At 67.6% G+C, this 19,981-nt stretch carries 23 protein-coding genes; 12 read left to right on the top strand and 11 right to left on the bottom strand.

What is annotated here, in order from left to right; all coding sequences use genetic code 11:
• Positions 1-421: 421 nt before the first annotated feature.
• Positions 422-1,774, bottom strand: a complete 1,353-nt coding sequence (locus CSC76_RS00445; protein WP_162108092.1) for a pectate lyase family protein — start codon at positions 1,772-1,774, stop codon at positions 422-424.
• 151 nt (positions 1,775-1,925) lie between these two features.
• Between CSC76_RS00445 and CSC76_RS00440 the strand changes: the two genes are divergently transcribed.
• The 10 genes from CSC76_RS00440 to CSC76_RS00395 all read left to right on the top strand — a co-directional run bounded on the left by CSC76_RS00440 (position 1,926) and on the right by CSC76_RS00395 (position 12,620).
• Complete coding sequence (locus CSC76_RS00440) at positions 1,926-2,783, top strand: 2-keto-4-pentenoate hydratase (RefSeq protein WP_202923454.1); 858 nt, start codon at positions 1,926-1,928, stop codon at positions 2,781-2,783.
• On the top strand, positions 2,780-3,775 hold the full coding sequence (locus tag CSC76_RS00435; protein ID WP_162108091.1) for a TRAP transporter substrate-binding protein: 996 nt from the start codon (positions 2,780-2,782) through the stop codon (positions 3,773-3,775). The genes CSC76_RS00440 and CSC76_RS00435 overlap by 4 nt, the downstream gene beginning before the upstream one ends.
• Before the next feature lie 9 nt (positions 3,776-3,784).
• Positions 3,785-4,303 carry a TRAP transporter small permease gene (locus CSC76_RS00430; protein WP_162108090.1) on the top strand — a complete coding sequence of 173 codons (519 nt, stop codon included), beginning with the start codon at positions 3,785-3,787 and terminating at the stop codon, positions 4,301-4,303.
• A 3-nt stretch (positions 4,304-4,306) separates the two neighbouring features.
• Positions 4,307-5,590 carry a TRAP transporter large permease gene (locus CSC76_RS00425; protein WP_162108089.1) on the top strand — a complete coding sequence of 428 codons (1,284 nt, stop codon included), beginning with the start codon at positions 4,307-4,309 and terminating at the stop codon, positions 5,588-5,590.
• Positions 5,587-6,723: a pectate lyase gene (gene pelA, locus CSC76_RS00420; RefSeq protein ID WP_162108088.1), complete on the top strand. Its 1,137-nt coding sequence runs from the start codon at positions 5,587-5,589 to the stop codon at positions 6,721-6,723. Before CSC76_RS00425 ends, pelA begins: the two co-directional genes overlap by 4 nt.
• 11 nt (positions 6,724-6,734) lie before the next feature.
• Positions 6,735-8,324: a family 43 glycosylhydrolase gene (locus CSC76_RS00415; protein ID WP_162108087.1), complete on the top strand. Its 1,590-nt coding sequence runs from the start codon at positions 6,735-6,737 to the stop codon at positions 8,322-8,324.
• 50 nt (positions 8,325-8,374) lie between these two features.
• Positions 8,375-9,430, top strand: a complete 1,056-nt coding sequence (locus CSC76_RS00410; RefSeq protein WP_162108086.1) for a LacI family DNA-binding transcriptional regulator — start codon at positions 8,375-8,377, stop codon at positions 9,428-9,430.
• Between the two features lie 230 nt (positions 9,431-9,660).
• Entirely contained in the window at positions 9,661-10,509 is an 849-nt protein-coding gene (kduI, locus tag CSC76_RS00405) for a 5-dehydro-4-deoxy-D-glucuronate isomerase (protein ID WP_162108085.1), read from the top strand.
• A 117-nt stretch (positions 10,510-10,626) separates the two neighbouring features.
• Positions 10,627-11,385 (top strand): 2-dehydro-3-deoxy-D-gluconate 5-dehydrogenase KduD, encoded by a 759-nt coding sequence (gene kduD / locus CSC76_RS00400; RefSeq protein WP_162108084.1) that lies wholly within the window; start codon positions 10,627-10,629, stop codon positions 11,383-11,385.
• A 110-nt stretch (positions 11,386-11,495) separates the two neighbouring features.
• Positions 11,496-12,620 carry a GDSL-type esterase/lipase family protein gene (locus tag CSC76_RS00395; protein ID WP_162108083.1) on the top strand — a complete coding sequence of 375 codons (1,125 nt, stop codon included), beginning with the start codon at positions 11,496-11,498 and terminating at the stop codon, positions 12,618-12,620.
• A gap of 60 nt (positions 12,621-12,680) precedes the next feature.
• On the opposite strand, the gene CSC76_RS00390 is transcribed toward CSC76_RS00395, so the two are convergent.
• From CSC76_RS00390 to CSC76_RS00365, 6 genes are all read right to left on the bottom strand, one after another.
• Positions 12,681-13,139 carry a hypothetical protein gene (locus CSC76_RS00390; RefSeq protein WP_162108082.1) on the bottom strand — a complete coding sequence of 153 codons (459 nt, stop codon included), beginning with the start codon at positions 13,137-13,139 and terminating at the stop codon, positions 12,681-12,683.
• Between the two features lie 43 nt (positions 13,140-13,182).
• Positions 13,183-13,905, bottom strand: a complete 723-nt coding sequence (locus CSC76_RS00385; protein ID WP_162108081.1) for an HAD family hydrolase — start codon at positions 13,903-13,905, stop codon at positions 13,183-13,185.
• 129 nt (positions 13,906-14,034) lie between these two features.
• Positions 14,035-14,352 (bottom strand): hypothetical protein, encoded by a 318-nt coding sequence (locus tag CSC76_RS00380; protein WP_162108015.1) that lies wholly within the window; start codon positions 14,350-14,352, stop codon positions 14,035-14,037.
• 24 nt (positions 14,353-14,376) lie between these two features.
• Entirely contained in the window at positions 14,377-14,697 is a 321-nt protein-coding gene (locus CSC76_RS00375; protein WP_162108080.1) for an EF-hand domain-containing protein, read from the bottom strand.
• A gap of 131 nt (positions 14,698-14,828) precedes the next feature.
• Positions 14,829-15,206: an EF-hand domain-containing protein gene (locus CSC76_RS00370; protein ID WP_162108079.1), complete on the bottom strand. Its 378-nt coding sequence runs from the start codon at positions 15,204-15,206 to the stop codon at positions 14,829-14,831.
• A 205-nt stretch (positions 15,207-15,411) separates the two neighbouring features.
• Complete coding sequence (locus tag CSC76_RS00365; protein WP_162108078.1) at positions 15,412-15,807, bottom strand: hypothetical protein; 396 nt, start codon at positions 15,805-15,807, stop codon at positions 15,412-15,414.
• A gap of 144 nt (positions 15,808-15,951) precedes the next feature.
• On the opposite strand from CSC76_RS00365, the gene CSC76_RS00360 reads away from it, so the two are divergent.
• A complete protein-coding gene (locus CSC76_RS00360) occupies positions 15,952-16,587 on the top strand; it encodes an NAD(P)H-binding protein (protein ID WP_162108077.1) in 636 nt (211 codons plus the stop codon).
• 8 nt (positions 16,588-16,595) lie between these two features.
• Here the strand turns inward: CSC76_RS00360 and CSC76_RS00355 are convergent, their stop codons facing one another.
• From CSC76_RS00355 to CSC76_RS00345, 3 genes are all read right to left on the bottom strand, one after another.
• On the bottom strand, positions 16,596-17,048 hold the full coding sequence (locus tag CSC76_RS00355) for a DUF4920 domain-containing protein (RefSeq protein WP_162108076.1): 453 nt from the start codon (positions 17,046-17,048) through the stop codon (positions 16,596-16,598).
• 46 nt (positions 17,049-17,094) lie between these two features.
• The gene (locus tag CSC76_RS00350) at positions 17,095-17,601 is read right to left on the bottom strand and encodes a hypothetical protein (protein WP_162108075.1); all 507 of its coding nucleotides are present in this window, start codon (positions 17,599-17,601) and stop codon (positions 17,095-17,097) included.
• 105 nt (positions 17,602-17,706) lie between these two features.
• Complete coding sequence (locus tag CSC76_RS00345; RefSeq protein WP_162108074.1) at positions 17,707-18,492, bottom strand: lytic transglycosylase domain-containing protein; 786 nt, start codon at positions 18,490-18,492, stop codon at positions 17,707-17,709.
• A 155-nt stretch (positions 18,493-18,647) separates the two neighbouring features.
• Between CSC76_RS00345 and ppa the strand changes: the two genes are divergently transcribed.
• A complete protein-coding gene (ppa, locus tag CSC76_RS00340) occupies positions 18,648-19,202 on the top strand; it encodes an inorganic diphosphatase (protein ID WP_162108073.1) in 555 nt (184 codons plus the stop codon).
• A gap of 85 nt (positions 19,203-19,287) precedes the next feature.
• On the opposite strand, the gene CSC76_RS00335 is transcribed toward ppa, so the two are convergent.
• Entirely contained in the window at positions 19,288-19,974 is a 687-nt protein-coding gene (locus tag CSC76_RS00335; RefSeq protein WP_162108186.1) for an ion channel, read from the bottom strand.
• Between the last annotated feature and the right edge of the window lie 7 nt (positions 19,975-19,981).

Raw genomic sequence — 19,981 nt, 5'->3', positions numbered from 1 at the left:
CGATCCGCCCGTTGCACGAATCACCGATATCGGCCTTCACTTGCAAGCGCGTGACGAGCGTCGGGTTGCCGTGGCTCGGCTTGCCCGTCGCAGGTCCCCGAACGCATCCTCTTCGGAGCTCGTGCCTTGCCGTCAGTGCAGTTCGCGTGCGTCGGTCAATGAACCTTGCATTCGGCAACGTGTCGACTTAAGGGCTGGCCGGAGGCGCGCACGATCGCGCCTACAGGGCACGGGGCGTCCATTCGCCTGCAATAGCATGGACGTCCACAGATCCGACAAGTACGGGCTCGAATCCGAACGCCGCCTGCCCGCCTGGGACGCAGGCGATGGCCCGCATCATGCGGGCACGCCGCTGCGTGGAAACGACCCTGTCAGTCGCGGGGCGCTCCAAGAGACTCCGTCCTTCCAACACCTCGCCGTGTCAGCGCAGCGGTTCACCGCGCGGATAGCTGCCCGACTTCGGCTCCATCACGTCCAGGTTCCATTCGCTCTCGACGAAGGGCCTGCGAGCTTCCTTGTACTGCGGATAGCCGCCCACCTGCTCCTGGCTGTCGATGATCTCGCCCCGCCCTTCGATGACATCGGCGACGATGCGGCGGTCGATCAGGTCGCGGTTCCAGGGCGTGGCGCCCACGTTCTCGATCACCGCATCCTGTACCTGGGCGGACGGCAACAGCGCGACACCGAACGGCAGCGCGGGCGCGGTCTTGACGCGATTGAGTTTCACCGGCGCGGTGGTGTAGCTGCCGGTTTCCTGGATGCTCTGGTTGCCGATGCGATCGACCACCAGGTTGTCATGCGCATACAGGTCCAGGTCGCCCGAACCACCGATCATCAGGAAAGCGAGCGGCTCGGTCGACCTGCCGGCGCGCATGACATTGCCCCGCACCACCATCTGGCCTTTCGAATAGGGATGGCCCAACCACTCTTCCGCGATCAGGTTGTAGTGAATGGCGCGCTGTCCGGGGTTGTAGATCAGGTTGTTGATCACCTGGCCGCGCGCCCCGCCCTTGAACAGCGGGCTTCGCTCGTAATTGTGCGCGTACAGGTTGCCGACGATCAGCACGTCGTTCACATGGTCATGGATCAGTGAGCCCTTGGAGTGCTCGCCCTTGGCATGGATCGAATTGGCCAGTCCCTCACCGACGATGTTGTTGCTGTAGGTGATCCGGCGCGAGGCGTTGGCCATCCATTCGGCCTCGTTCTCGCCATGGAAGCGGGTGCTGGACGCGCTCAGGTTCTCGTCGGTGGCCCAGGTGAGGGAGCAGTGATCCACGATCACGTCGTGCGCACCGCGCACGGTGGTGATGGCGTCGATGTCGCCGGAGCGCTTGGGCAGGCCGCCATCCCCCGGCCGGATGCGAAGGTGGCGGATGACCACGTCGTGGGTGGCGATGGTCAGGCCGCCCTTGATGATCGTCACCCCGGGATGCGGCGCGGTCTGGCCGGCGATGGTCAGGAACGGCTCGTCGATGCGCAGCTCCTTCATGCCCAGGTCGATCACGCCGCCCACTTCGAACACCACGATGCGCGGCCCCTTGGCGCTGACCGCTTCCTTGAACGATCCGGGACCGTCGGCCGCCAGCGTGGTCACGCGCACGATCTTGCCGCCGCGCCCACCGGGCGTGTGTGCCGCCGCGCCCTGGGCGCCAGGAAATGCGAGCGGACGGGTATCAGTGGCGAGCACCGGCGCCATGGCGAGCACCAGCAGCGCGGCCAGGCCGCGACTCAGCCCGCGGGCGCGCGCCCACGTGGGGAAACGGTCATGAAACATTGGCTCCCTCCCAGGAGTGGATCGACGCATCGTGGCATCGGGATGGATTTTGCGGCAGTGCACATTGTCAATGACACCGGTTTACCATATACAGGCCATCAACCTGCGCTGTCACTCGGCAGTGCAACAAAACGCAGCGGGGAGAACCCACTTGAGTAACGACCCAAACGCCCTCGCCGACGCGCGTTCCGCGGCGCCCGCGCTGGCTGCCATCGCGGACGGCTTCGTCGGCGCGCGCCGCCAGGGCCGGGCGTTGCCCGGCTTTCCCGGCGAGGTGCCCGACGACCTGGTTACGGCGTATCGCGTGCAGGATCTGGCCATTGCGCAGTGGCCCGACCGCGTGGTCGGGTGGAAGGTGGGCTTCATCGCACCGGAACGGCGCGACATATCAGGCGACGAGCGCCTGCTCGGCCCGATCTTCGCGCGCCAGCTGCAGGTGGCTACCGGTAGTCAGCCCACGTTCGAGGTGTTCGAAGGCGGCTTCGGCGCGGTGGAAGCCGAGTACGTGCTGCGTCTGGAGGTCGACGTGTCTGCGGACAAGACCGACTGGACGCCGGCCGAAGCCGCTGCCGTACCGTCGACCCTGTTCATCGGCATGGAAGTGGCCAGCAGCCCGCTGGCGACGATCAACCAGCTCGGCCCGCGTGTGGTGGTCTCGGACTTCGGCAACAACAATGGCCTGGTGATGGGCGCCGAAATCCCGGACTGGACCGATCGCAGCGACGCCTCGCTGACCTGCACCACCTCGATAGACGGCCGGCAGGTCGGCGAGGGCGGCGCCACCACGCTGCCCGGCGGCCTGCGTGCGGCCTTCGCCTTCGCACTGTCGCGCTCTGCCCGCCGCGGCCGTCCGCTGAAAGCCGGCGACCTGATCGCCACCGGCAACGCGACCGGCATCCACGACATCCTGCCGGGGCAGCAGGCACGCATCGAGTTCCACGGCCATGGCAGCATCGAGGCGCTGGCCGTGGCGGCCAGCCCGAAGGACGAAGGAGACTGGCGCGCATGATGAACCGTCGTCGTTTCCTGGCCGCGGGTGTCGGAGCCGCGGCCGCCATGCCGCTGGCGGGAATTCACGTGCTGGCCGACGAAGGCAGGCACGTGATGACCGCCACCGACGTGCACGTGAAGGACTATCCCACCGTCGAGGCGGTGCGCTGGATCGGCGAGACGATGGCGCGCGAGACGGGCGGCCGGGTGACCCTGCGCCAGTATCACTCCGGCCAGCTGGGCCGCGAATCCGAGGCCATCGACATGGCGCGCTTCGGCGCCATCGACATGACCCGCGTGTACGCCGGCGCGCTGAACAACGCCTTCCCGCTGACCCAGGCCCTGTGCCTGCCCTACGTGTTCGACTCGGTGCCGCACATGCGTCGCGCGATGGACGAGGGCGTGGGCAAGGCGGTGCTGGAAGGCTTCGCGAAGCGCGGCCTGGTCGGCCTGGCGATCTACGACTCGGGTGCGCGCTGCTTCTACAACACCCAGCACGCGATCCGCGCGCCCGCCGACCTGCATGGACTGAAGGTCCGCGTACCGGTGTCGGACATCTTCATCCGCATGCTGCGCCTGTTCGGCGCCAATCCCACGCCGCTGTCGCTGGGCGAGGTGTTCTCTGGGCTGGAGACGCGCATGATCGACGGGGCGGAGAACAACATCCGCAGCTTCCATTCCAGCCGCCACTTCGAAGCCGCGCGCTACTGGTCGCAGACCAACCATTCCTACGCACCGGACGTGCTGCTGGTGTCGCAGCGCACACTGGATGGCCTGCAACCGCGCGACCGCGAATTGCTTGTCGAAACCGCCCGACAGTCGGTGAGCGTGATGCGGTCGCTCTGGGATGCATCCGAAGCGAAGGCCCGCGAAGCGGTCTTCGCCGCGGGCGTGGAGCATAACGAGGCCGACCTTGCTGCCTTCGCGCGCGCCTCGCAGCCGCTGCTGTCCGAATACCGCAAGGATCCGGCGATCGACGCGCTCTACCGCCGCATCCGCGACCTGGCCTGAGGACCGACGATGTCAGAAGAAGCCGCATTTCCTCCCGCCACGCCGCTTCAACGCGGCATGGACGCGTTGTCCAACGTCGCCATCGCGATCGCAGTCGCCGCTCTGTTGGGATTGGTGGTCGTGCAGGGCTGGCAGGTGATCGCCCGCTACGTCATCAACGACTCGCCCAGCTGGACCGAACCGGTGACCGTGCTGCTGCTGACCACGGCCATGAGCCTGGGCGCCGCGGCCGGTGTGCATACGAACAGGCACTTCGGCTTCTTCCTGCTGGCCGATGCGATGGGTCCGCGCCTGAAGAAGGCGTTGCATGCCGTTTCGCCGCTGGTGATCGCCGCCATCGGCGCGGTGATGGCGTACTGGGGCGCGGTGCTGCTGTTCGACGGCCTGGACATCCGCATCGCCGGGGCGCCCATGCCGCAGAGCATCGGCTACCTGCCGCTCTCGCTGGGTGGCCTGCTGATGGTGGTGTTCGCCCTGTACCGCCTGCTCCTGGTGCTGCGCGCGCCGCCGACCGAAGAGGCCCGCTGACCCATGGCGATCACCCTGCTCTTCTCGATCTTCGCGATCCTGCTGCTGATCGGCGTGCCGGTTGCGTACGCACTGGCGGCCGCGTCGCTGGCCACACTGCTCTACCTGGACCTGCCCAGCATCGTGCTGGTGCAGCAGATCTCATCGGGCACCGGGTCGGCCTCGCTGATCGCGATTCCGCTTTTCATCTTCGCGGGCGAGATCATGCTGCGCGGCGGGATCTCTGAGCGTCTCATCAGCCTGGCAGCGTCTCTGGTCGGCCGCCTGCGCGGCGGACTGGGCCAGGTCAGCATCCTGTCTTCGCTGTTCTTCGGTGGCGTGTCGGGCTCGGCCATCGCCGACGTGTCGGCCGTCGGCGGCACGATGATCCCGCAGATGGTCAAGCGCGGGTACGACCGGGATTTCGCCGTCAATGTCAGCATCACCGCCGCACTGGTGGCGCTGCTGGTGCCGCCTTCGCACAACCTGATCCTATTCTCCGCAGCGGCGGGCGGCGGCCTGTCCATCGCCGACCTGTTCGCTGCCGGCATCGTGCCCGCGCTGCTGATGACGATCGTGCTGATGTTCACGGGCTGGGCGGTAGCGTGCAAGCGCGGCTATGGCACGGAACCGTTCCCAGGCATGCGGGCGGTACTGCTGCGGCTGGTTTCCGCGCTGCCGGGACTGGGACTGGTGGGCCTGATCTTCTTCGGCATCCGTGCCGGCATCTTCACGGCGGTGGAGAGCGCCGCCATCGCGGTGGTCTACGCGCTGCTGGTGACCAGCGTGCTGTATCGCCAGCTCTCGCGGAAGGAATTCTTCGCCACGGTGACGCATGCCGCGCGCACCACCGGCGTCATCCTGTTCGTCATCGCCACCGCGGCGGTGTTCGGCTGGTTGCTGGCCTACCTGCAGGTGCCCGCTGCGGCCGTCGAGGCACTGCAGTCCATCGCCCACAGCAAGTACACGGTGCTGCTGCTGATCATCCTGGTGCTGCTGGTGCTGGGCACGTTCATGGACCTGGCGCCTATGATCCTCATCTGCACGCCGATCTTCCTGCCGGTGGCGAAGGCTTACGGCATCGATCCGGTCCACTTTGGGCTGGTGCTGGTGCTGACCGGCGGCATCGGCCTGGTCACGCCGCCGGTGGGCTCGGTGCTGTTCATCGGCACCGCCATCGGCAAGATCACCATCGCGCAGAGCATGCGCACGATCTGGCCGTTCTGGCTGGCCGGCTTGGCGGTGCTGCTGGTGGTGGCGCTGTTCCCCGACCTCTCGCTGTGGTTGCCGCGGGCGTTGAAGGGATGAATGCGGTGCGTGCCCTGGCCATCGCGTTGATGATCGCATCCTCGTCGGCGATGGCCGCGCCGTCGGATGACGCACCTTCGCTCGCCGGCTTCGACGATGCCATCCACCACTGGCGCAACGTGCATGGCGATGCCTATCCGCGCTACCTGCCGGAGGACGTTGCGAAGATCGCCGACAACATCCTGCGCTACCAGCGCGTCGATGGCGGCTGGATCGAGAACCAGGATCCGGCCCGCATCCTCGACGATGCGGAGAGGGCGAGTTTCGATGCCGAAGCGCGCAAGTACGGCGGCAGCTTCGACAACCGCAACATCTACACGCAGCTCGACTATCTGGCCACCGCGTACGCGGTCACCGGCGATGCGCGGTATCGCGACGGCAGCCTGAAAGGCCTGCAATTCACGTTGGCACAGCAGATACCCTCATGCGGGGGCTGGCCGCACACGGTGCCGGCCACGCAGCCCTACCACCCGCACATCACCATCGCCGACGACGTGACCGTCGGCGTGCTGGGAACGTTGCGCAGGATCGTGTCCGATACCCGCCGCTATGCGTTCGTCGATGCGGCCCTGCGCACCCACGTGCAGGCGGCCATCGATGCCGGCGATGCCTGCCTGCTGCGCCTGCAGGTACTGCAGGGCGACGCGCTCGCAGGCTGGGCGGGCCAGTATGACGCGCAAACGCTGGCACCCGCACAGGGACGCAAGTTTGAACTACCGTCGATCACCGGCCAGGAAACCGTCGGAGTGGTCCGCTATCTGATGTCGATCCCCGATCCGTCGCCCGAGGTGGTGAAAGCGGTCGACGGCGCGGTCGCGTGGTTACGCCGTGTGGAGGTCACGGGCTGGCGCATCGAAACGTTCGACGCCCCTGCCGAGCGATTCCAGTACCACAGCAGCACGAAGGATCGCCGACTGGTGCCCGACCCAATGGCCTCCGGTCTGTGGGCGCGCTTCTACGACCTGAAAGACAACAGTGTCGTCCTCGCTACCCGCGACAGCCGGCGCGTCGCGCGTTACGAAGACATCCCGCGCGAGCGGCGTACCGGCTACGAGTGGTACGGCAGCTGGCCGACGCGGCTGCTGTCGCAGGAGTACCCGCAATGGAAGGCGTCGCGCCCGGTCACGCCCTGAGGAAATCCCGCATGCTATTCACCCGATTCTTCACCGCTGCCCTGTCCTTGTGCGTCGCCTTCAGTGCGCTTGCGGCCGATGCCGCGCCCCCGGCCTGGAAGCGCGGCATCGAGCACCAGCGCCAGGCCGATCTCGGCGACGGCACCTTCCTCAATCCGGTGCTGGCGGGCGATCGTCCCGATCCGTCGGTGCTCAAGGATGGCGAGGATTACTACCTGACGCTGTCCTCGTTCACCGCGTATCCGGGACTGCCGCTGTGGCATTCGCGCGACCTGGTCAACTGGCAGCCGATCGGCCATGCCATTACCAAGAACTTCGGCTCGATCTGGGCGCCCGACCTGGTCAAGCACGCGGGGCGCTACTACATCTACTTCCCCGCACGCGTCGGTGGCACCGAATCGCCGCGACGCAGCAACTTCGTGGTGTGGGCGGACGACATTCGCGGACCGTGGAGCGAACCCATCGACATCGGACTGCCGGGCCACATCGACCCCGGCCATGCGGTGGGTGAGGACGGCAAGCGCTACCTGTTCCTCAGCGCCGGCGACTACGTGCAGCTGGCCGACGATGGGCTGAGCACCGTGGGCGAGGTGAAGCATGTCTACGACGGCTGGCGTTATCCGGAATCGTGGGACGTGGAGGGCTATGCGCAGGAAGGCCCGAAGATCACCTTCCGCAACGGCTGGTACTACATGATCACCGCGGTCGGCGGCACGGCGGGGCCGCCCACCGGACACATGGTGATCGTCGCTCGCTCGCGCTCCATCCACGGACCGTGGCAGAACGCGCCGAACAATCCTGTGGTGCGTACCACCTCGCGCGAGCAGTACTGGTGGTCGCGCGGGCATGCCACGCTGGTGGAAGATGCCGCCGGACAGTGGTGGATGATGTACCACGGCTACGAGCGCGACTTCTGGACGCTGGGCCGGCAGGCGCTGCTGGACCCCATCGAGTGGACGGAGGACGGCTGGTTCGTGGCCAAGGGCGGGGACTTGAGCCGGCCGCTGCGCAAGCCCGCCGGCACGGCGCTGTCACCGCATGGGATGGCCCTGTCGGACGACTTCCGCGCTGGCAGGCTGGGGCCGCAGTGGGCCTTCTACGATCCGGCGCCGGACGAGTCGCGTCGACTCACCTTCGGCGATGGCGTGATGACGCTGCAGGGCAAGGGCACTTCGCCGCGCGACAGTTCGCCGCTGGGCGTCATCGCCGGCGACCTGGCCTACCAGTTCGAGGTCGAGATGGAGATCGAACCGGGCGCCCAGGGCGGCGCGGTGCTGTTCTACAACGACCGCCTGTATGCGGGCGTGGGCAGCAATGGGGAACAGTTCGTCATGCACCGCTACGGCCTGGAACGTCCAGGCAAACTGCCCCCCAGCGCGACCGGCGGCAGGCTGTGGCTGCGGGTCAAGCACGACCGCCACGTCGTCACGATCCATACCAGCAAGGACGGCACGGACTGGACCAAGTACCCGGTCCAGATGGAGGTTTCCGGCTATCACCACAATGTCGCCGGGGGCTTCCTGGCCCTGAAGCCGTCGCTGTATGCCGCCGGCCAGGGCAAGGTGCACTTCCGTAATTTCCGCTACCGCGCGCTGGACTGACCCCCAGCCGCTAGAATCCCACCGACCGACGAACGGACCCGCCCCGCCCCATGCCCGCGCGCAAGAAGCCCGACAGCCCTGCCAGCCTGCCCACCGGTGGCAAGGCCGCGACCATCAACGACATCGCACGGCTCTCCGGCGTCTCGAAGAAGACGGTGTCGCGGATCATCAACCACTCGCCGCTGGTGCGGAAGGACACGCGCGAGAAGGTCGAGGCGCTGATGCGCGAGGTCGGCTATTCCCCCGATCCGAGGGCCCGCGGGCTGGCGTTCCGGCGCTCGTTCCTGATCGGCATGGTCTACGACAACCCGACGGCGCAGTACATCGTCAACATGCAGTACGGCGCACTGGATGCCCTGCGCGACTCCGGCTTCGAACTGGTGGTGCATCCCTGCGACAGCCGCAGCCCCGGCTACATCGACGGCGTGCGCCGCTTCGTCCAGCAGCAGAAACTGCACGGCGTGATGCTGGTGCCGCGCGCCTCGGAAGACCAGGCGCTGGCCGACATGCTGGCGGAGATCGGCTGCCGCTACTCGCGCATTGCGTCGGTTTCGATGGACGAGCCCTCGCGCATGGTGGTCACCCACGACCGCGACGGCGCGGCCGAAGCGGCCGAGTACCTGCTCTCGCTCGGCCATACCGACATCGCACTGATCACCGGCCCCAGCGCGTACCGCTCTTCGATCGAACGCACGGACGGCTTCGTCCAGGCACTGGCCAAGCGGGGCCTGGAGATTCCGAAGTCGCGCATCATCGAAGCGGGCTACACCTTCGAATCCGGCGTGGTCGCGGCCGAGAAGCTGCTGTCCGGCAAGAACCGCCCCACCGCCATCTTCACCGGCAACGACGAAATGGCCGCCGGCGTGTACAAGGTCGCCATGCGCGCGGGCATCAACATCCCGCGCCAGCTGTCGGTGGTGGGCTTCGACGACAGTCCGCTGGCCTCGCGCCTGTGGCCCTCGCTGACCTCTGTCCGCCGCAACACCCGCGACACCGGCCGCACGGCGGCCGCCATGCTGATCCAGCCCGAGGGCACACCGATGCTGGCCGCCGCCAGCATCCGGCCGCATCTGGTCATCCGGGATTCTTCGCAGCCGCCGGAGTAGAGGGATAGAAAGCGGGGATTAGGGAATGATCGCTCCCTGAGACCTATGGTCCCCGGAGAGTCCCCGCGCGCGACGCCCTCGCCGCCCCTCATTCCCGGAATCCGCATTCCCTGTCCCCGCTCCCCCTGCCGCACCGCAAAATGACACCGGTTACCAAAAGGCCGTAGAATCACCCACGACCTATCCCGACGCCCCGGTCCACGGGCGTCCGCACCGACGGAGCCCCGCCCATGTTCTGCAAGACCTACCACGCCACCCACCCGGACATGATGGACGGCGCGAGCAACGACCAGCTGCGCGACCGCTACCTGATCCGCAACCTGTTCGTCGCCGACACGGTGCAGCTGAACTACTCGCACAACGAACGCTTCGTGATCGGCGGCGCCGCCCCGGTGTCGAAGAAGGTCGACCTGCCGCGCCAGACCGAGCCCGCCTCGGCCGCCGGCAAGCCGTTCCTGGAACGCCGCGAGCTGGGTGTCATCAACGTCGGCGGCGGCGCCGGCAAGGTCACCGTCGACGGCACGACCTACGCGCTGGGCCCGAAGGATGGCCTGTACGTGGCGATGGGCAGCACCGACGTGGCGTTCGAATCCGATGACGCGGCCAACCCCGCCAAGTTCTACCTGACCTCCACCCCGGCGCACGCGCGCTTCGAGACCAAGCAGCTCTCGATCAAGGACGCCGTCGCACTGGAGCGCGGCGCGCTGGAAACCAGCAACGAGCGCACCATCTACCAGTTCATCGTGCCGGCCACCTGCCAGTCCTCGCAGCTGCTGCTGGGCCTGACCGTGCTGAAGACCGGCAGCGTGTGGAACACCATGCCGCCGCACCTGCACGACCGCCGCAGCGAGGTCTATTTCTACTTCGACCTGGGCGACAACGACCGCGTCTACCACTTCATGGGCGAACCGGACGCGCAGCGCCACATCGTCGTGCAGAACGACGAAGCCGTGGTGTCGCCGCCGTGGTCGATCCACATGGGCTCGGGCACCAGCAACTACGCCTTCATCTGGGCGATGGGTGGCGAGAACCTGGACTACACCGACATGCATGTGCTGGACATCTGCCAGCTGAAGTAAGCGACGTCGTGTAGAGCCGAGCTTGCTCGGCTGAACCCGCCAACAGAAGTCGATACAGCACGCGCAGCGGAGCACACTCCGCTCCACCCGCAGCGCACCACACCGAGGGAGTCCACGATGGCAAGCAATCCGTTCAGTCTTGAAGGCAAGATCGCGCTGGTCACCGGCGCCAATACCGGCCTGGGCCAGGGCATCGCCGTGGCGCTGGCTGAAGCCGGTGCCGACATCGCCGCGGCCGGCATCGTGGAAGCCGCGGAAACCGGCGAGAAGGTGCGCGCCCTTGGCCGCCGTTTCCTCAACCTGGAAGCCAACCTCATCAGCATCGATCCGGTCGAGCGCCTGGTGAAGGAAACCGTCGCCGGCCTGGGCGGACTGGACATCCTGGTCAACAACGCGGGCCTGATCCGTCGCGCCGACGCGGTGGACTTCAGCGAGAAGGACTGGGACGACGTGATGAACGTCAACATCAAGTCCGCGTTCTTCATGTCGCAGGCCGCGGGCCGCCACTTCATCGCGCAGGGCAGCGGCAAGATCATCAACATCGCCTCGATGCTGTCGTTCCAGGGCGGCATCCGCGTGCCGTCGTACACGGCCAGCAAGTCCGGCATCGCCGGCATCACCCGCCTGCTCGCCAACGAATGGGGCGCCAAGGGCGTGAACATCAACGCCATCGCGCCGGGCTACATGGCCACCGACAACACCGCGCAGCTGCGCGCGGACGAAGACCGCAACAAGGCGATCCTGGACCGCATCCCGGCCGGTCGCTGGGGCGAGCCATCCGACCTCGGCGGCACGGCGGTGTTCCTGGCCTCGCGCGCGTCGGACTACGTCAACGGCGCGGTCATCCCCGTCGATGGCGGATGGCTGGCGCGCTGACGCGCGCCTCCGCACGGGATGCCGTGGGAGCGACGTCAGTCGCGAAATGAGCGTCCCGATCCGTCATCGCGACTGACGTCGCTCCCACAGGGGCATGGAGAAGACTGCCGATGGTGCGCATGTTCATCCTCGTGGCGATTCTCGCCTGCTGTGCGCCGGCAGCGGCAGGAACACCGCCGCGCCAGGTCTTCATTGCCGGTGATTCCACGGCCAGCCACTACGGCCCCGAGCGCGCGCCCCGCGAGGGCTGGGGCCAGCAGCTTCAAGGCTTCCTCGACGACGACGCCTACGTGGTCCGCAACCATGCCCAGAGCGGACGCAGCTCACGCAGCTTCATCGCCGAGGGCTGGTTCGACGGCATGGCGAAGGACATGCGTTCCGGCGATGTGCTGCTGATCCAGTTCGGCCACAACGACGAGAAGATCGAAGACCCCAGCCGCTACAACGAACCGCAGCGTGCGTTTCCCGAATGGCTGATGCGTTATGTGGAACTCGCCCGCGCAAAGGGCGCCACGCCGATCCTGGTGACGCCGGTCGCGCGCCGCAAGTTCGACCATGGGCAGCTGCTCGACACGCACGGGCTGTACGCGCAGGCCGTGCGTGATCTTGCGTCGCGGGAGAACGTGGGTCTGATCGACCTCACGGCGTTGAGCATGGACTGGTTGCGCGCGGCTGGCGACGAGGCCAGCAAGGCGTACTTCATGCATGTGCTGGAACAGGGCCAGCAGGACGACACCCATTTCCAGCGACGTGGCGCGGTGATGGTGGCGTGTCTGGTGGTGCGAGGCTGGAAGCAGATCGATCCTGCGCTCGCGGCGCATGTGGTCCGCGATACGGATTGTGGTGCACCGGCCACCGCGCTGGCCGACCGCAAGGCGCAGCCGAATCCATCCCTGATCGTGCACGCACACGACATTGCCGTGCAGCAGCCCGGCCCGCACGGCGGCGCGGGAACCACCACGGCCTACCCGTTCTTCGGCGATGCGCCGGCGCTCGGCTTCGAGTTCCGCAAGCGGGTGCTGCACAAGGGCGCCGGCATCGGCCTGCACCAGCACCACAAGGACGAGATCTACTATGTGCTCGCCGGACGCGGCGTGTATGAGCTGGATGGCACCGCGCAAGCGGTGCAGGCCGGCGACGCCATGCTGACCCGTCCCGGCAGCACCCACGCCATCCGCCAGGACGGCGAAGAGGATCTGGTGCTGCTGATCATGTATGGGAAGAAGCAGGAGTGAGCGGAGAGGAGTGAGGAGCGAGCAGAAGCGCGGCACCTCCCGCTCCTCACTCCTTTCCACTCACTTTTCGCCCTCAGGCACCGGCCGGTCCCACCGCCGGTAGGTCGCTTCCAGCGCGCTGCGCAGTCGCCGGTACTGCGGGCTGCCCGGCTCGGCCTGCAGGCGGCCGGCAACCGCTTCCCAGCCGCCTTCATGGTCCCGCGACCATTCGCGCACGACGGCACGGCACGGCTGGCCGACGATCTGCGCCAGCGCGCACGCCATGAAGATGTCGCCGGCGGTCCAATCCGGCTGTTGCTGCCTCGCTTCCACATACGCACGCGGTACGGCGTAGTAGCGCGACATCTCGTCGGCGAAAGCGGCCGGGTAACGCGCGGCGTACTCGTTGATGTCGGCGAGGTGCCGATCCACCGCGGGGTCGCCCGTCGCGGGCGTGTAGGCCGCGGCATCCTGCGCACCGGCAGGCGCGGTGATCGCGAGGCAGGCCAGCAAAACCAGGACGGGCAGCGCGCGCTTCATGCCGCCATTGTGCCGCAGGGCCGTCGCGCACGCTTCATCGTCGTCAGGCGACGGCGGTCGCTTCGATCGCCGCCAGCGCGGCAGCCAGCTGGCCTGCGCTCTCCACCACGCGCAGGCGTGGCGCGTCGTGGGCGACGCCGTGTTCGGCCTCCAGTGCCCACGTCACGTGGTACGGCATGTGGATACCCCAACCGCCCAGGCCGAGCACGGGTTCTATGTCCGACCGCAGCGAGTTGCCGACCATCGCGAACGCGCCAGGCGCCACGTCGAGTTCACGCAGCACCCGCGCGTAGGTGGCCTCGTCCTTTTCCGACACCACCTCGATGCGGTGGAACAGGTCGGCAAGACCGGACTGCGCGATCTTGGCTTCCTGGTGGAACAGATCGCCCTTGGTGATGAGCACGATCTCATGATCCGAGGCGATCTGCGCCACCGCTTCGCGGATGCCCGGCAGCAGGTCGACCGGATGCTGCAGCGTGGTCCGCCCGATCTCGATGACGCGATGCAGGTCGCGGGCGCTGATGCGTTCGTCGGTCAGCTGGATCGCCGTTTCCAGCATCGACAGGGTCATGCCCTTCACGCCGTAACCGAAGATCTTCAGGTTGCGACGCTCCACCTCCAGCAGTTGGCCATGCGTGCGCGGATCGGCCAGGTCGATGTATGCGGCGAGGATCGCTTCGAAGTCCGCTTCTGCCTGGCGGTAGTAATCCTCGCTCTTCCATAGCGTGTCGTCGCCGTCGAAGCCGACCCATTGGATGCGCGCCATGCGGAAGCCTGCCGTCGTTGCTGGAGGGGCGCGCAGGATAACAGCCCGGACTTTTCGACGCCTCACGACGATGGCCGCCCGAAAGCGGCCATCGTGGTAAACGTTTGCTCATCGCCGTGCGGTGCGGGCTTACCCGCCGCTGGCAGGCTGCGTGGTGCTGTCGTCGGTCGGCGGCGGCGTGGTTTCCGGCGCGTTGGGATTCGCGGGCGGCGGCAGGTTCGGATCGCTGGGGGGAGCATTGGGATCCGTGGGCATGGTCGGATCGGTCGGTGCCGGGGGTGGCGGCGCAACGTCGGCCGGCGGAGTGGTTTCGACCGGTTCCGGCGCCGCAGCGGCCGGCATCTCGTCCGGCTTGGGACCACAGGCAGTCAGCAGGCCCGCGCCAAGCACGGCCGTGCCCAGAAGCAGCAGCGGTTTGTCGAGCAGTCGATGAATGCGCGTGTTCATGGTGTTCTCCAGAAGGGAAAGGGATCAGGACTGGCCCTGCGCGTAGACCGCGTATTCCTCGGGGGTCAGGCGACCATCGGCATCGGTATCCAGCGTGCCGAAGGCCTGCGCGAGGGGCGGATCGACGGCGGCCTCATCCTTGCTGATCGCTCCGTCTCCGTTCGTGTCCAAGTCTTCGAACGGTTGGGGGGAAGAGGGCGCGGGTGCGGCACGCGGTGACGTGGCCTGCGCATCGTCAGTGACCTGTGGGGTGCGCTGCGCCTGTGCGTAAGACGATGCCGCGATAGCCATCAACATGCAGGCGGTAGCCAATGGCAACATGCTGCGTGGTGTCGTGTGCGTCATGGAACCTCCTTGATCCGGCACGGCAACGTTCCTAATGAGACCGGACCTGAAAAGGAAGAGGCGGCGCGCGGCCGCCTCTTCGGCTTGCGTGGGGGGCCGGATCGCGCCGTCACGCCACCGGGCGGCGATGCTTACTTCTGCTCGCCGTAGTTCTTGCTGACGAACGCCTTGTACTCGTCGGCGCTCAGCGAGCCGTCGGCGTTGGCATCGGCCTGGTCGAACACCTGGCTGAGGCCGGCGTTGGCGGTGGCTTCCTGCTTGCTGATCGCGCCATCGCCATCGGTATCGACGTCGGCCCACCCCTGCTTGCCCTGCGTGGCCGACTGGGTGCTCTGGGTCGGGCTCTGCGTGGTGGAACCGGTCGCCTGCTCAGCGGTCGGTTCGCTCTGCTGGGTCTGCGCCTGTGCAGCAGCGTCCTCGGTCTTCTCCTGGGCGAATGCCAGCGGCATGGCCAGCGCGGCGCTCAGTGCGGCCAGGGCGATCAGCGGCTTGCGGGTGTTGTTCTTCATGGGTGTGCTCCGTTCCGTAGGGAGTGCGTCCGATTGCGCACGGCCCCACCTTGCAACCCGGCTTCTGAACGAAATTTGCGCGGCGAAATGAACGTGCACGCATGCTTAACCACGCCGGCACCGGCTTCGGCTAGCCCGGTGTTAGCGGCTCGTGATCGCGATGTGGGCCGCGCGTGGAATGCGTGACGGCGCGCAGGCTTCGGCGTTAGGGATCCGTTTTTTCGGCACCACTGCGCGTGGTTCCATCCGCCGATTTTTTCCTGAACCATTGCCACCCGATCACGACGCCCGCCAATGCACCGGCGACTTCCAGCACCACCCGTGCGCCCAAACCATCGGGATCGTGGATGCCTTTCAGGGCCAGGCGCGCATACAGGGGCGACTCCAGCCGGGAAATGCCCAGGTAGAACATGTTCCAGAGGTCCACGCCCGCACCGAGGATCACGGCCGATACGCAGGCCCAGCCGATGGCATGGCCCATCGCGGCGTTCGCCCTGTGGCAGACCGCGTTCCACACCCAGAAGCACAGCACGCCGATGAGCAGCGCGATCAGGCCGGCTTCGAGCGCGCCCAGCACGCCGTAGTGGAGCGGAAGGTTCATCGCGCGATGACCGTGAAGGATTGCCTGCGGCAGGGCATGGATGGGGCTCCAAGGCACCATGGCGGCGCCTGCCGGTACAGCGTAACCGATGGTATCGGGGGTCCGGCTGGCATCATGCACCGACCGACGTATCCGGAGCCCCTCATGAAACGTGTGTTGCTGGCCGGTGCGACCGGACTGGTGGGACAGGCGACGCTGCAGCGTGCGCTCGCTTCAACCGCCGTCAGCGAGGTCGTGGCGCCGACACGGCGCCCCCTCCCCGCGCACCCGAAGCTGCTCAATCCGGTGATCGATTTCGACGCCTTGCCGGGTGATGCCGCGTGGTGGCAGGTGGACGCGGTGGCCTGCGCGCTGGGGACGACGATCCGCGATGCAGGCTCTCAGGAGGCGTTCCGGCGCGTGGACCACGACTACTGCCTGGCGATCGCACGCCACGCCCATGCGCATGGCGCGCGGGCCTTCGCCCTGGTGTCGGCGCTGGGCGCGGATCCGGCATCCCGCGTGTTCTATTCGCGCACCAAGGGCGAAGTGGAGCAGGCGCTGGGGCGGATCGGATTCGACTCACTGACCCTGCTGCGGCCGGGGCTGCTGGGAGGCCGTCGCACGCGGCACCGAGCGGGCGAGCGCTGGGCGCAGCGGCTTGTGGGAGCGCTCGGGCCCGCGCTCCCGCGCCGCTACCGCGTGGTGCCGCCGGAGCGCGTCGCGGCCGCCCTGCTGGATGCGGTATTGGAAGCGCCCCCGGGGCGCCATGTCGTGCCGTCGGAACAGCTGCTGGACTGAAACCCGGCTCAGGCGCCGGGATCGTCAGCGAGCACCTGCACTCCCTCGGCGAGGATGCGGTACTCGACTTCCGGCACCGGCATGGCCGACGAGGTCTCTTCGGCGGTATGCGCGCGTGCGGCAGGCGACAGCGTCGCCCGCGCCAGCACGCCATGCACCTGGGCGGGGCCGCGTACATCCTTCGGCACGTAGAAGTCGTGGTCGCCCAGCAGCACTCGCGCGCCCTGTCCGCCATCCTCCAGCATCAGCCAGCAGCCCTTCTTCTGGCACACGTCGACCACGCGACCGCTGAAGGTGCGCGACTGCCCTTCGTGAGCGGCGGGGTCGGCCAGCGCCTGCGCGAGTGGCACCACCGCGCCGGCAGGCACGTCGGCACCGAACTTCTCCCACTCCTGCGCTTCCAAGGCCACGGCCGTGCCCACGCAGATCGCCAGGATGCCCACCATGCTCCACTGACGCATGCGCCTGCTCCTTGAGATGAAGAGCGGATCATACGGCGCCGGCGGCCTACTGCAGCAGGCCGTGAGGCAGTATTTCCAGGCGTCGGACCCCGTGAGTGGCCAGCACCGCCACGGACGCTCGCTCGAGGCGAGCCTCGTCCGCGTCCTCGATCACCAGCAACACCTGCCCCGCCTCGATCTGCTGCCGGTAATCGCGACGGACCTCGCTGGGCACCGCGGAACCGGCCAGCGAGGCCGCCCACATGCCCACGCAGCCGCCGACCACCACGCACACCGCCACACCGGCCGCATGGAAGCCGACCGCGGGCACCCACACGGCGATCAGCCCCAGCACCAGCCCCAACAGGGCGCCCCCGACCAGCCCGCGCAGTGCCGCAGGCTTGAAGTCGGTGGGCGCGCCTTCCTTCTCATCATCGGGCACCTCGGCCACCTCGATCTCCGATCGACCCACCAGCGAGGCATGCTCGGGTTCGATGCCAGCCGCCAGGGCCTGCTGCAGGGCGGCTTCGGCGACCACCACGGAGGGAGCGCTGAACACGCGACGGTTCTTCATGACATTCGTCCCGCCCGGCAGGTTCGGCCGGGCCAAGGCATACGCTAGGCCGGTTGGCGCGCACACAGGGTGAAGACATATGCCCTGCCCTGAACGTCTCCAGGCTTACAGTGCCGGTCGCTCCGGCGCCTGCTTGCGTCCCAGTGCGCGCAGGTAGAGCTCGTACAACGCGGTGACCTTGGAGACGTATTCCTGCGTTTCCGCGTAGGGCGGTACGCCGCCATAGCGCGACACCGTGCCGATGCCGGCGTTGTAGGCGGCCGCGACCAGCGTCAGGTCGCCCTTGTAGCGACGCATCAGCGCCCGCAGGTGGCGCGCGCCGGCATTGATCGATTCCGCGGAGGAGTAAGGGTCCGCGACGCCGTATTCCTTCGCCACCTCCGGCATCAGCTGCATCACCCCCATGGCGCCCTTGGGCGACAGCGCCTTCGCATCGAAATCGCTCTCGGCGTGCGCCACGGCGCGCAGCCAGGCATCGTCGACGCCGGTCTGGCGCGCGGCGGCCTTGAACTCGGACGGGTAGCGGTCCAGGCGGGGTTTGCCCACCTTGCCCAGGCCCGGGTGCGCGGGTTCGCCGGGCGGCGTCTGCACCGTGAATTTCAGGTAAGGCGTGGATCCCGGCAGGTTGCGGGTGGAATAGACCTTCTGGCCGTCCTGCTCGCGCTCGTACAGCGTGCCGCTGAACACGCCCATCGAGCCCCACAGGTTCGGCGTGCTGACGGCGTTGTCATCGAACTCCTTGGCCGTGCATTTCGAGCCGGGCTCCGGCGCGGTGGCCAGGCTGCCCGTCCCACCCTGCACGCAGCGATACACCGTGCGCGCGCCGGCGTCGGCGCTGGCCAGGGCCAGCACCGCCAGGAGGAAGCCGGCGGCGCGTCGGAGAGGATGCATGGGCGGCGGATTCTAGAGCCCGGAAGCTGTAAGACAGCCTGAATCACGTGCCGGGCGCCGACGGCCGGCCAGTCCTGGCCCGGCCCTGCTGCGCCGCAGCAGCCAAGCGCGTAAAATGCCGGCCCTCACTCACCGCCCCCCCTTCGGAGCACGCAATGGGCCGGGACCTGGTCCCCGCCGGCAAGAACCCGCCGGACGAAATCAACGTCATCATCGAGATCCCGAAGGACGCCGAGCCGGTGAAGTACGAAGTGGACAAGGCCAGCGGCGCGATCTTCGTCGACCGCATCCTCTCCACCCCCATGCGCTATCCCTGCAACTACGGCTACGTGCCCCACACCCTGTGCGGCGACGGCGATCCTGCCGACGTGCTGGTGGTGCTGCCGCTGCCGCTGATCCCCGGCTCGGTGATCCGCTGCCGCCCGGTCGGTGTGCTGCGCATGAGCGACGAAGCCGGCAGCGACGAAAAGCTGCTGGCCGTGCCGGTGGACAAGGTGTTCGCCGGTTACAGCCACATCAGCGACATCGACCAGGTCAGCCCGCACTGGCTGGAGCGCATCGGCCACTTCTTCGAGCACTACAAGGACCTGGAGAAGGGCAAGTGGGTCAAGCTGGACGGCTGGGGCAACGCGGCCGAAGCCAAGGCCGTCCTGGTCGACGCCATCGCCCGCCAGGCCGCGCAGCCGGAAGACGAGAAGCACAAGTTCTGAGCCACGGGCGCGACGCCGCACCCATGGATGAGAAGGCCGCCCGAGGGCGGCCTTCTTCATTCACGGCGCAGAGCTTCTTCCGCGCTTACTCTGATCGGCGTGCAGGCGCTTTCAGGATGGTCAGCCCGATCAGCCGCGATACCACGACGGCGATGTACATGACCCCTGCGAACTGCTCCAGCATCCCCAGCGCGCGCGCCTGCGGCAGGATCGGCACCACGTCGCTCAAGCCCACGCCGGAGGGCAGGCTGAAACTCAGGAACAGCAGCTCCATCCAGCTGCGCGCCGAAGTCGGGTCGACCGCGGCGGTGAAGCTGCCCGGATACCACTGCTGGCACACCGAGAAGGCGAACGCGAACGCCCAGGCCAGCAGCGTGAAGGTGGCCCCGGCAGCGAACAGTTCGTCGCTGGTGACGGCATGGTCCTGCAGCATGTAGGCGATCAGGCTGCCGGCCGTGTAGAAGTACAGCGCGCTTTCCAGCAGGTGGGCGTAGATGCCCAGGGAGGGCTGGTCGAACAGCGCCGCCGACAGCGACAGCAGCACGGAAGGCACTGCCAGCGACCACGCGATCCAGTTGACGGCCGCGCTTCGGTTGACCACCCACAGCGCCAGCGACAGCACCAGGATGCCGAACGCGCCGAACAGCGCGCGGCCGGCCTGGGTGTCCTCCATCACCGGATACAGCAGGATGCCCGCCAGCTGCACGATGAGCAGGAACGCGGAAGGATGGCGGCGCATCGTCACCAGCCAGCGCAACCAAGCGATCGGCATCGTCATG

Source organism: Pseudoxanthomonas mexicana, from assembly GCF_010093385.1.
In the GTDB taxonomy this organism is placed as follows: Bacteria; Pseudomonadota; Gammaproteobacteria; order Xanthomonadales; family Xanthomonadaceae; genus Pseudoxanthomonas_A; species Pseudoxanthomonas_A mexicana.
Note: the sequence above shows the minus strand (reverse complement) of the source record. Positions and strands in the feature narration are given on the sequence as shown.